Origin of the sequence: Streptomyces sp. UW30 (genome assembly GCF_008042075.1) — a bacterium.
In the GTDB taxonomy this organism is placed as follows: Bacteria; Actinomycetota; Actinomycetes; order Streptomycetales; family Streptomycetaceae; genus Streptomyces.
Map to the genome: position 1 here is coordinate 1,513 of NZ_RDBN01000035.1, position 11,367 is coordinate 12,879.

Here is an 11,367-nt window from a genome sequence, read left to right on the forward strand (position 1 = left end):
GTCGTGGACGGTCTGCTTGCGGTACATCCAGGCTGCGTACAGCTCGTGCTCGTCCCCCTCAATGGTCTCCGAGCAACCGAAGCCGAGGGACTTGTAGTGGGCATAGGCGGCCGGGATGTCCGGGGTGCAGATGTTGAAGTGGTCCAGGCGGGCGATCTCGGCACCATGCCGGATGTCGTAGCGCTGAATGAGGCGTTCGGCGTGCTCGATCTCGTAGAAGAACTCCACTGGGAAGCCCAGCGGGTCGACCACCCGCACAGCGTCGCCGATGCCGCGTGTGCCCTCTCCCTTCTTCAACCGCTTGACAGGGCGGCCGAGTTCGGTGAAGAACTTCTCCGCCTTGTCGACGTCCTCCGGGGTGCGGACCCGGTAGGCGATGTGGTCGAGGGCCGCGATCTCGCCTTTGCGCAGCACCAGCGAGTGGTGGGTCAGCTCGTCGGTTCCGCGCAGGTAGAGGGCATCGGTGTCCTCGTACTGGAGGTAGAAGCCGAGCATGTCGACCCAGAACCAGCGTGCCGCGCCGAGGTCGGTGACGGCGAGCTGGGCATACGCCGAGCGGATGACATCAGGTGCGTTCATGAGACAGCCCCGAATCGTGGGGTGTGCACGTCGTCGAGGGCGACGTGGATGATCTTGGATTCGGTGTAGAAGTCGATGGAGTGGGCGCCGCCCTCGCGACCGACGCCTGAGTCCTTCACCCCGCCGAAGGGGGTCCGCAGGTCCCGGACATTGTGGGAGTTGATCCAGACCATGCCGGACTCGACGGCATGGGCGATGCGGTGGCCACGCTTGAGGTCGGTGGTCCAGATGTAGGCGGCCAGACCGTACCGGGTGGCGTTGGCGAGTTCGATCGCCTCGGCCTCGTCGTCGAAGGGGGCAACGGCGACGACCGGGCCGAAGATCTCTTCCTGGAAAATCCGGGCGTCAGGCTTGACGTCGGCGAAGACGGTCGGCTGGAGGTAGTTACCGTCGTTGAGGTGGGCGGGTCGGGTGCCGCCGGCGACGAGCCGGGCCTCCTGCTTGCCGATCTCCACGTAGTTCAGGACGCGTTCGTAGTGCTCGGGGTGGACCAGTGCACCAACTTCGGTGGTCGAGTCCGACGGCAACCCGACTCGCACATTCGCGGCCCGTTCGGCGAGGCGGTGCACGAACTCCGAATAGAGCGAGCGCTCCACGAGCACCCGCGAACCGGCCGTGCAGCGCTCACCGTTGAGGGAGAACACCCCGAACACGATCGAGTCGAGTGCGGCTTCCAGATCGGCGTCGGCGAAGACGACGGCCGGGGACTTGCCGCCCAGTTCCATAGAAGTGGTCTTGAGGTGCTGGGCGCTGGACCGGATGATGTGCCGGCCGGTGTCGGTGGATCCGGTGAAGGAGATCAGCGGTACGTCCGGGTGATCGACGAGGGCCTGGCCGGCCTCCTCGCCGATGCCGTGCACGATGTTCACCGCCCCGGCGGGAACGCCCGCCTCGGTGAAGATCTCCGGCCACAGCGAGGCGGACAGCGGTGTCCACTCGGCCGGCTTCAGGATCAGCGTGCATCCGGAGGCCAGTGCGGGCGCCAGCTTCCAGCTCTCCAGCATGAACGGTGTGTTCCACGGGGTGATCAGCCCGGCCACTCCGGCAGGAGTGCGTCGCACATAGGAGAACTGTTCGTCGCCCTGTCGGAAGGACTCCTCGCCGAGTGCGACGATGACGTCCGCGAAGTAGCGGAAGTTCTCCGCCGCGCGCCGGGCTTGGCCGCGTGCCTGGGTGATGGGCAGTCCGGTGTCGTACGTCTCGTAGGCGGCCAGCCGGTCGTGGCGTGCCTCGACTGCGTCTGCAATGCGGTACAGCGTCGTGGCCCGGTCCCGGTTGGACAGTCCGGCCCACTCCGCGGAGGCGGCGGCAGCCGCGCGTGCTGCCCGGTCGATATCGGTCGCTGAACCGCGGGCGGCCTGCGCGTACGGAGTGTTGGATACGGGATCGGAGACGTCGAACGTTCGTCCGTCGGCTGCATCGACGAGTTCGCCGCCGATCCAGTGCTGAATGACGGAGGGCAAGCCCTGGGGGGCCGTGGTCATCGTGCTTCTCCAATTGGTGAGGTGAGATCGCCGCCCTCGGCGAGCAGCGCGCGGATCTTCGTGAGGCCCGCGTCGGTGGGAGTGATGAGGGGCGGGCGGACATGCGGGGAGGCGATGAGGCCCTGCTGGTGCAGCACCCACTTCGCGGGCGCTGGATTGGTCTCGACGAACAGCAGGTCGACCAGGGGATGAAGCCGGTAGTGCAGGTCGCGGGCGGCGTCGAACTCGCCTGCCTCCCAGAGCTCGTACATCCGGGCAACCGCGGTCGGCGCGAGGTTGGCGACGGCCGACACGAACCCGGCGCCGCCCAGCGCCAGCAGCGGCAGGCACAGCAGCTCGATGCCGGACCAGACCAGCAGCGAGCGGCCGCAGGCGTGCAGGACGCGAGAGAAGTGCTCGAAGTCCTTGGTCGTCTCCTTGACTCCGACGAAGTTCTCAAAGTCTGTGAACAGGCGCTTCACTGTCTGCGGCGCGATGTCGACGGCGGTGCGCGACGGCACGTTGTAGGCGACGATCGGCAGGTCCGGGAACTCCCGAGCCACCGTCGCGTACCACTGGTAGAGGGCCTCCTGAGTGGGCCGCGCGTAGTACGGAGTGATGACGAGCGCCGCGTCGGCGCCCACCTCCTGTGCCYCGGCGGTGAGTTGGAGGGTTTCGTCGAGCTTGTGCGAACCCGTGCCCGGCAGGAACGGGACACGGTCGCCGATCTCCTCCGCGACGGTATGCATCGCCGCGATCCGCTCAGCGGCGGACTGCGCACTGGGCTCGCCGGTCGAGCCGCCCAGCGAGATCCCGTGCGAGCCGGCCTCGAGTTGAAAGCGGATCAGTGTCCGCAAGCCGTCGTGGTCGACGTCGCCGTCCGCAGTGAACGGCGTGACGACGGGGGCGATGGAACCGCGGATTGTGGACGGGTCACTTCTGAACTTCACAGGGACTCTCCTCCCATATCGTGTTGCATGCGCCACTGCTCGTACGGCTCACGCCACTCCGGCCCCAACGGATAGAGACCGTTGATGGCGCGCCCGGCCCGCACCTGCTCTGTGATGAACATTTCCTCGGCCTCCTGCTCGCGGCAGTCGGCGATCAGGTCCTCGGCCAGCTCGGGTGGTACGACCACCACGCCGTCCGCGTCCCCGACGATCAGGTCGCCGGGCTGGACCAGAGCGCCGCCGCAGGCGACCGGCACGCCGGTGTCCCAGGGGACATGGCGCCGACCGAGCACGGACGGATGCTCACCGCCGTGGAAGACAGGCAGACCGAGTTCCGTCACGGCCGCGCTGTCGCGCAGCCCGCCGTCGGTGACCACGCCCGCGGCACCACGTTGTTGTGCGCGCAGGGCCAGGATGTCGCCGAGCGTTCCCGCGGAGGTGTCCCGCCGGGCGTCCATCACCAGCACATGGCCCGGACGGAGCTCTTCGACAGCCCGCTTCTGGGCGTTCATGCCGTTTCCGTACCTCTGGAACAGGTCCTCGCGCAGCGGCAGATAGCGCAGGGTGTGGGCAACGCCGACCATGCCGGCGCCCGGCTGTGTGGGACGCACGCCGTCGATCGACATGTGCGGCAGTCCGCGCTTGCGCAGCTGTGCGCTGAGCGTGGCGACCGCGACCGAGCGCAGCCCGTCCTCGATGTCCTTGGCGAGCAGCGGTTCGGGGACGTACATCGATCCGTACGCGGCCTCGCGCTCCGCTGGATCGACGCGGGGCATGGCGCCGTACGAGTCGAGTGCGGGCCCCGCGMCGATCGGATTGCGCAGCCGCCCTGTGGACAGCCCGCCGCCGCTCACCTCGACCTCAACCAGATCGCCAGGTGAGACGACGGAGGCGCCGGCCGGAGTGCCGGTGAGGATCACGTCTCCCGGCTCCAGTGTGACCAGCCGGGACAGGTCGGCGACGAGTTTCCCGAAGGGGAACAGGAGTGTGTCGGTGGTGTCGTCCTGGACGAGCTCGCTGTTGACCCAGGTGCGCAACTGCAGGGAATCCGGGTCGAGTTCACGGGCATCCAGCAGCCGCGGCCCGATCGGTGTGAAGCCGTCGGCACCCTTGGAACGGAGGTTGGAGCCACGGTCGGCGTATCGCAGGTCGTACACACCCGCATCGTTGGCCGCTGTCACCCAGCGCACATACGACCAGCCGTCCTCAGGCGTCACGTGCTGGGCGCGCGAGCCGATGACGAGGGCGATCTCGCCCTCGAAGCCGAGGAGTTCGCATCCGTCGGGCCGGACGATCGACTCCTTGGTACCGGACAGGGACGACGGTGGCTTGAGGAAGTACGACGGCTGCGATGGCACGCGTCCGCGTTCCTTCGCCCGGCTGCGGTAGTTGAGGTGGACCGCGATGATCTTCGACGGTGGGTTTCCCAGCGGATGTGTCATCAGGAACGCTCCAGGAATCCCTGGACCTTGGCCTTGTAGGGCTCGCGGTCGTAGGACTTCACATAGGCGCCCGCCATGCGGACCGGGTCGCCGAAGAAGTAGTACTCGTACAGGGCCTGGCGGCTGGAGAAGGCGGAGATGCAGGTGTCCCACACCAGTCGGAAGAGCCTCACGCGCTCCGGGCCGGACAGGGTCGCCGACTGCAGGTAGGCCTCGATGTCGGCGGAGGCCGGGCCGTCGATGTCCAGTTCGGTCGGAGTCGCCATCAGGCCGGAGGCACCAAGCTTGCGGAGGATCTGAGGGAAGCGCTGGTAGAGCTTGGGGTAGAGGTTGCGGGCGGCGTTCAGCGGGGCGAAGGCCGGAGTCAGGACGCCGTACTCGTTGATCTCGGCGTCGGCTTCGGCGGCGCGCAGGAACGCGCGCAGCATCTCCAGCGTGGTGATGATCTCGGCGATGTCCTCCTGGACGTGCTGGAACTGCTCGATGCCGATGGCCTCGGTCAGGAGGGACACCAGACCGAGGATGTACTCGGTCTTCGCGGTCGTCCGGGTGACGACCTGGTGCGTCATGTGCACCACGGACGATGTCTGGGAGTAGAAGCCGTTGCACAGCTCCGCGTCGCCGAGGACGAAGCAGCGCTCGTAGGGCACATGGACGTCGTCGAAGACGACCACGCAGTCCGATTCCTCGAAGCGGGAGGAGAGCGGGTGGTCGTGGCGGGGGCGGTCGTAGTCGAGTGGTTCGCGGGCGATGTAGCGCAGGCCGGGGGTGTCGTTGGGAACGGCGAAGGCGTAGGAGTACGGCTTGTCTTCGGGGGTGCCACGCAGCACGGTGGACGGGAAGACCAGCATCTCGTCAGCGAACGGGGCGATGGTGGCGAGCATGCGCGCACCGCGGATGACGACCCCGTTGTCGTCCTCCTTCACGATCCGCGCCGCCAGCTTGCCTCCGGCTTGCTGGGTGCCGGCCACCGCTCGGTTGACCTGCGGCGGGATCAGAGTGTGCGTGCAGAGCAGGTCCTCTTCGCGCACCTTCTCGTAGTAGCGCCGAATGTTCTCACCGAAGGCGGGGTTGGCCTGGGCGAACCAGTCGGCGGCGGAGGCCAGTGCCATGAGAGAGCTGTTCATGTAGTCGCCGGTGCGACCGAGCATGCCGTTGCTGTGGTCAGCCCACACCTTGAACGCCTTGCGCCGTTGGACCAGGTCCTCCGGGGTCTTCGGGGCCAGGAACGAGGTGCCGACCGGCTCGCCGGAAGTGGGGGAGGTGTAGGTCAGGACGTCCTTGTGCTCGGTGGAGTGCTGGAGGTCGTACAACTCGGCGTAGGTGCGCACCACATTGCGGAAGGCCGGGTGATCTTGGACACCGCCGGTGATGGTCTCGCCCTGGATGTGCACGGTGGGACGCGAGGCGGACAGTCGCTCGAGGTATTCCTTGCCGGTACGTGCGGCCATGGTGGTGCTCCTGAGTCGGTAGGGATCGGGATGGGGTGTCAGATGAGGTGTTCGATGCCGTCGGACGACTCGACGGCCGTGCCGAAACGGCTCCAGGCGTAGGTGAGGGCGTCACCGTCCCGGTGGCCGAGCTCGGTGACCTGGCCGACGACGAGGGTGTGATCACCGCCGTCGTACGAGCGCCAGGGGTCGCACTCGATCCAGGCGAGAGGGCCGGCCAGTCGCGGCACCCGGGCGTCGGCCACCCAGTCGGGCGCTTTCAGCCCCTGGGCCCCCGCGAACAGGCGGGCCAGGCCTTCCTGCTCGGCACCCAGGACGTTGACGCAGAACGACTGGTCGATGAGCCGGTCGTGGCACCGGGCTCTGCGAGCGACGCTGATCAGCACCAGAGCGGGGTCGGCCGACACGGACGTGAACGAGTTCATGGTGGCGCCCCGCGGGCCGTCTTCGCCGTCGTAGGTGACGACGGTGACGCCCGTGGCGAAGCGGGCCATGCATGCGCGCAGTGCGCCGGGGCTGGGAGGAGCTAGGACTTTGGACATGAGGACTCCCATAACTGGCACGCGCGTCGCGTCTGCCGTGGCGGGGTCGATCAGGGAAGCCGATGAGGCGCAAGGGCGGAACGCCGCACCGAGGACGGTTTGCACCGTCGGAACCCGAGGTGTGTATCGGGAGGAATGGTGTTGAACGTCGTAATAAAAGCTTTGACTAATTGGACGGTACTCCTCGCCGGACCCTTTGTGAAGACCCGAACGACAGCCTCCTGCTACCAGCCGGAAGCGTCACGGACCTCGCCTGCCTCCTCGGGCGAGCAGGCCTCCTGCTGCGCCCTACACTCCAGGCATGGCCTTGGAACCGTCCGACCCTGAGTACCTGCACTTCTGGTCGTTCATCGACTACGCCGTCGAGCGGGTCTCCCGGGAACTGCCGAGCATCGACCCGGTCGCCATGCGGTTGGTGTTCACCCTCCATCGAGCGGCCAACATGGTCGTGTACGACCTCGAGTCCACCGTGCACCGGCCACGCGGCTGGTCGTGGCCCGGCTTCCGCGTGCTCTTCGCAATCTGGCTGACTGCTCCAGTTGAGGCGAAGAAGGTGGCGGAACTGTCCGGCATGAGTCGGGCTGCCGTGTCTGCGCTGGTCAGCACGCTGGAGCGGGACGGTCTGGTGAGGAAGGAGCGCGCGTCCTACGACGGGCGGGCTTTGGAGCTCTCTCTGACCGAGCAGGGGCAGGAGGCGATCGCGTCTGCGTTCCTGGCTCACAATGAGCGGGAGCAGGAGTGGGCGGGCGCTCTCACTGGGGACGAGAAGCGCACCCTGATCGAACTACTGGGGAAGCTGACCACCCACTCCGTCCGCTTCGACGCCAGGCATCGCGCTTGACCGGATGATCGCTGTCAACGTGTTCGGCCGTATCGTCGGCCGGGTCGGTCTTGTCGCCGGCGACCACGGGGCGGAACGCGCGGGCGGTTCAGATGGTTCTGTCGCTTTTTGATTGCACCGTGTCGCGTTTGTATCCTGACTCACGCCCAATTTAGTCATAGCTTTGACTATGTCGCTGTGGACGTCCTGATGTCGTCCCGTCGTCGGTCCTCCGACAACCCGCTCACCCCGAGAGGCCCCTCATGCGCCTCGCCGAAGCGCCCGTCGCACCAACCAGGCCCGCCCCTGAGGCGGTCATCCATGGCCTGAGCAATCGAGCCTTGCTTGCGTTGTCTGCCACCGTAGCCTCTGTGCCAGTAACGCGTGCCTGGGCCGCTGACGTGCTGAGGCACTGGCGCGTTCCGTCGGATGCCACGGATTCCGCCCTTCTCGTCATCGGGGAACTCGCCGCCAACGCTGCCGTCCACGGGCGCACCGACATGACGATACTGCTCGGCCTCGACAACCGAACCCTGCGTATAGCGGTAGTCGACTCGGGCTTGAGTGCCCCCCACACGCGTGGCGAAGTTGATCCGGACGAACACGGTCGCGGCTTCAATATCGTTCGACTGTTGTCGGCGTGGACAGAGGTTCGTGATACCTCCGAAGGCCGGACAGTCCAGACYTGGTTGCAGTGGTGACGAAGGCACTAGGTAGCACATCCGACCTGAACTGACGTGGATGACGCTTGAGTTCGGTGTCTGCGGCGGCAGGGAGGCCTCGAGGGGCCGCTGGCTCGGCGCGCGGGATCACCGCACGACTCGGCCCGCGACTGTTCCGCCACGCCCCGTCGATGGCGGATTGCGGAGGGCAGACCCGCATCGTGCCTCCGTCCGCGTTGACAAGATCCCGTTCGGGACGATGCTCGACGCGAGCTCGGAACCTGTCGGTTTTTCACCATGGTGCGTCACCTGTGTATCCGGAGGAATCAGGCATCTGGCCATAGCTTTGAGAGCGTCGGCCCGACCGAGGCAAAGAGTCGGGTGACGGAATCCGGAAAGGACGACACGTGATGAGTTCCGCGGCGCGCATTCGACTGACCTACGCCTTTGACGCCTATTGCGGCTGGTGCTACGGCTTCGGGCCGGCGCTGCACGAGTTCGCCGCCGCCAACGCGGACCGGATCGAGCTGCGTGTGCTGTCCGGCGGTCTGTTCACCGGCTCGGGCGCGCTACCGATCTCGGCGTATCCGCACATCCCGGTCGCCAACGGGCGCATCACCGACTTGACCGGCGTCACTTTCGGTGAGGGGTATCGTGCTGTGCTGGCGGATGGCCGGGTCGTGATGGACTCCGCCGATGCCGCCGTGGGGCTGGTCGCACTGCGCGACCAGCCGGGCGCAAACGCCCTGGACGCCGCCGCGGCGATGCAGCGCGCCTGGTACGTCGACGGCCGCAGCCTCTCTGGCGGTGAGGTCTACCGCGACCTCGCTGACGAACTGGGCCTGGACGCCGACGCGGTGGCCGCCGCGTACGCCTCGCCCACCACTCGCGCCGAGGCGGAGGCCGGCATCCTCGAGGTACGCCGACTGGGCGTCGAGGCCTACCCGACGCTGCTGCTGCACAGCGAGCATGGCACCGACCGCCTGGGCGGCCKGGTCTCTTCGGCAGACGCGCTCACCCACGCTCTGGACCAACACCTGGCCGCCACCACGGCCGGCTGACGTCGCCTCCCACATCACGGGAGGCGTGAAGCGCTGCTGGTCGACGGCCAGTTCGTCGCCGAGCAGCACCGGAAGTGATCCGGCAGGCGTTCCCCCACGTCAGGATCGTCGCCCCCGCCACCATCGTGGAGCGGATCAAGTTCCGCTGGGTAGACAAGCCCGAGACGTGGGCGCACCGGGGCAGGAACCTGCCAGGCGAAGTGGTCGTCCCGGAGGCGCTGGACGGGGACCGAGTCAGCTTCGAGGGCCACGACTTCGAACTCCGCGGTGGCCACCCGGATCTGGTCTGGCGCACCGAGTACCTGCGGCAGCCCGAGGATCGCGCAGTCGTGGGCGGGGCGCATGGGCCGAGACATTCGTCGAGATGGAGCGGCTTGACCCACGGTTCGTGGTGGCCGGCCACGCCGCGTTGGAGGAGGAGTTGGCCAGGAACGGCGACGACTCCGACATGGCACCCGGCGGCGCAACCACCGCCGCCGGGGGGTCCCGAGCCACGGGCGACACGCGTGTCTGGGCCTCAGCTGCCGCGGAGTTCGCCCTTACCAGCGGCGTGCTCTTCGTCGTGGTGAGCGCCGTGCGCTGGGTGATGGCCCCTCCGCGCAACCGGGTCCTGCGGGAAGCGGACCTTCAGCTCGCGGTTGTGGCGGTGATCGTCGGTGCTGCGCTCGCCTGGGCTCTGTCTTCTCCGTGGGGACGCTACTCCGGCCGACACCTCAACCCGGCGGTCACTCTCGGCCTTTGGCTGACCGGTATCTTCCCCGGCCGCCGGGTCCTGCCGTACGTCGCCGCCCAGCTCACAGGATCTGTGGTCGGCACGGGCCTGGCCCGCCTCGTGTGGGGCCCGATCGTCGACGATCGTATGGTCTACGCCGCCGTAAAGCCCGACCCTCGCTGGCCGGTCGCTGCCGTGTTCGCCGCCGAAGCCGCGGCCACAGCCTCAATCCTCACGGTCACCCTGGTGCTGATGTCGCGCCCCACGTGGAGGCGCTGGATCCCACTTGCCCGATCCACCGCCGTCGCCGTAGTCATCATCATCCTCGGCACCAGGACCGGCGGGTCCGCCAACCCCGCCCGCCAGTTTGGCCCCTCACTGTGGGCCCACCACGGCGTCTACTGGTCACCTCTGTGGATCTACCTGGTGGCACCGCTCGCAGGAGCGGCCTTCACCGCAGGGGTTGCCCGGTATCGGTCACACCGTCGAGGCCGTGCTTCGAAGATCGCCCGCGCATAGCCGCACGGAAGGCCGTGGGAGAGTGCCCCGTACGCTGATGGAAGAATTTGCTGAAGTTAGTGGCGCTGGTGAAGCCGAGTTGTGCACCGATGCGGGAGGCCGGCTGGTCGCCGTGCGCCAGGAGGCGTTTCGCTTCGAGAATCACTCGCCGGTCGATGAATTCCTTCGCTCCCACACCGGCTCCGGCGAGTGCGGCGCGGGAGAGGGTGCGAGGCGAATACCCCAGGGCGCGGGCATAGTCTTCCAGGCGACGGGTGCGGGTGAAGTCGCGCTCGACGGCGTCACGGAAGTGTACGAAGGTTTCTCCAGGGTCTGGAGCCGGGCTGCCGACCTGTGCGGTCCGCTGTGAAAGGCGCAGCACCAGAACAGCCAGCAGATGGCGCAGAATGGCTACGTGGGCTTCCAGCGAAATGCCGTGCAGACCTTGGAACTCCATWGCCAGATGCTTGACAGCCATCGCCAGCGCGTCGCGATCTTCCGGGTCGGGAGTCTGAAGTACAGGGGCATGCGGATCGTCCACGCGCGACGCGGTCACGGTGCTCGGATCAAGAAAGTCGCTCTCGAACAGGATCAGCGTGCCCTCGGCCTCGTGCAGGTCACCCCACTGCTGAACCTGACCGGGCCGGACCCACAGCCAGGAGCCCGGCTTGAGGGCATACCCGGTGAAGTCCACTGTGTGCCACAGGGAGCCACCGGAGAGTGTGATCAGATGGTGGAACGTGGGCCGCTGCGGTGCGCGGAGCCCGGTCTCGCCCATGCGTACGGCAGCTCGCTGTCGAAGCTCCTCCAGTGACATGACCTCGATGCCGGCCGGTGTACTGACCGGGGGAGCGAAGCCGATGTCAGTGATCTCACTCGAGCTGCGTTGTTTCCTCGCCATTACCTGTAGCCACCATGTGCTCAGAGAAGTCTACTCATTCCAGTTTGAAGGGTGACGGCCCTTCTTGGGTACGGACCTGGGTTTTTGCCGTCTCCCGATGATGGTGAGGCTGTGCAAGCGGGCGATTCCGATTAGGGCGTGGTGGACGACGTCACTACCTGTCCATCTGAAACAGGGTTAGCGAAACCGTGGAGAGCACCGCTTCAAGTATCTTCATCACGGGTGACGATGCGCTAGAGCGCGTCAAGTGGTCTGCTGTCACTAGCAGATGAGGTCAGATGAGGTC

The 11,367-nt window shown here is 67.0% G+C and carries 11 protein-coding genes; 4 read left to right on the forward strand and 7 right to left on the reverse strand.

Features of this window, described 5'->3' with window-relative positions; all coding sequences use genetic code 11:
• From EAO75_RS18425 to EAO75_RS18450, 6 genes are all read right to left on the reverse strand, one after another.
• Positions 1-579 (reverse strand): VOC family protein (locus EAO75_RS18425; protein WP_410092435.1); only part of this gene is annotated, 579 nt, incomplete at its 3' end.
• A complete protein-coding gene (gene hpaE, locus EAO75_RS18430) occupies positions 576-2,063 on the reverse strand; it encodes a 5-carboxymethyl-2-hydroxymuconate semialdehyde dehydrogenase (protein ID WP_147996181.1) in 1,488 nt (495 codons plus the stop codon). The genes hpaE and EAO75_RS18425, both read right to left, overlap by 4 nt.
• Complete coding sequence (gene dapA, locus EAO75_RS18435) at positions 2,060-2,992, reverse strand: 4-hydroxy-tetrahydrodipicolinate synthase (protein WP_147996182.1); 933 nt, start codon at positions 2,990-2,992, stop codon at positions 2,060-2,062. The genes hpaE and dapA overlap by 4 nt, the downstream gene beginning before the upstream one ends.
• Complete coding sequence (locus EAO75_RS18440; RefSeq protein WP_147996183.1) at positions 2,989-4,434, reverse strand: fumarylacetoacetate hydrolase family protein; 1,446 nt, start codon at positions 4,432-4,434, stop codon at positions 2,989-2,991. Before EAO75_RS18440 ends, dapA begins: the two co-directional genes overlap by 4 nt.
• The gene (gene hpaB, locus EAO75_RS18445; RefSeq protein ID WP_147996184.1) at positions 4,434-5,885 is read right to left on the reverse strand and encodes a 4-hydroxyphenylacetate 3-monooxygenase, oxygenase component; all 1,452 of its coding nucleotides are present in this window, start codon (positions 5,883-5,885) and stop codon (positions 4,434-4,436) included. Before hpaB ends, EAO75_RS18440 begins: the two co-directional genes overlap by 1 nt.
• Before the next feature lie 38 nt (positions 5,886-5,923).
• Complete coding sequence (locus tag EAO75_RS18450; protein WP_261989348.1) at positions 5,924-6,427, reverse strand: flavin reductase family protein; 504 nt, start codon at positions 6,425-6,427, stop codon at positions 5,924-5,926.
• A 301-nt stretch (positions 6,428-6,728) separates the two neighbouring features.
• Between EAO75_RS18450 and EAO75_RS18455 the strand changes: the two genes are divergently transcribed.
• The 4 genes from EAO75_RS18455 to EAO75_RS18470 all read left to right on the forward strand — a co-directional run bounded on the left by EAO75_RS18455 (position 6,729) and on the right by EAO75_RS18470 (position 10,201).
• On the forward strand, positions 6,729-7,268 hold the full coding sequence (locus EAO75_RS18455) for a MarR family winged helix-turn-helix transcriptional regulator (RefSeq protein ID WP_147996186.1): 540 nt from the start codon (positions 6,729-6,731) through the stop codon (positions 7,266-7,268).
• 242 nt (positions 7,269-7,510) lie between these two features.
• Positions 7,511-7,948, forward strand: a complete 438-nt coding sequence (locus tag EAO75_RS18460; protein ID WP_147996187.1) for an ATP-binding protein — start codon at positions 7,511-7,513, stop codon at positions 7,946-7,948.
• A 371-nt stretch (positions 7,949-8,319) separates the two neighbouring features.
• Positions 8,320-8,970 carry a DsbA family protein gene (locus EAO75_RS18465; protein WP_147996188.1) on the forward strand — a complete coding sequence of 217 codons (651 nt, stop codon included), beginning with the start codon at positions 8,320-8,322 and terminating at the stop codon, positions 8,968-8,970.
• 388 nt (positions 8,971-9,358) lie between these two features.
• A complete protein-coding gene (locus tag EAO75_RS18470; RefSeq protein WP_261989349.1) occupies positions 9,359-10,201 on the forward strand; it encodes an MIP/aquaporin family protein in 843 nt (280 codons plus the stop codon).
• On the opposite strand, the gene EAO75_RS18475 is transcribed toward EAO75_RS18470, so the two are convergent.
• A complete protein-coding gene (locus tag EAO75_RS18475; protein WP_147996189.1) occupies positions 10,134-11,081 on the reverse strand; it encodes a helix-turn-helix domain-containing protein in 948 nt (315 codons plus the stop codon). The genes EAO75_RS18470 and EAO75_RS18475 overlap by 68 nt on opposite strands.
• Positions 11,082-11,367 lie beyond the last annotated feature (286 nt).

What these genes read in the sequence shown, in the direction of transcription:
- EAO75_RS18450 (WP_261989348.1), bottom strand. Translation starts at nt 6,427, where the DNA reads ATGTCCAAAGTCCTAGCTCCTCCCAGCCCCGGCGCACTGCGCGCATGC.
- hpaB (WP_147996184.1), bottom strand. Translation starts at nt 5,885, where the DNA reads ATGGCCGCACGTACCGGCAAGGAATACCTCGAGCGACTGTCCGCCTCG.
- hpaE (WP_147996181.1), bottom strand. Translation starts at nt 2,063, where the DNA reads ATGACCACGGCCCCCCAGGGCTTGCCCTCCGTCATTCAGCACTGGATC.
- EAO75_RS18455 (WP_147996186.1), top strand. Translation starts at nt 6,729, where the DNA reads ATGGCCTTGGAACCGTCCGACCCTGAGTACCTGCACTTCTGGTCGTTC.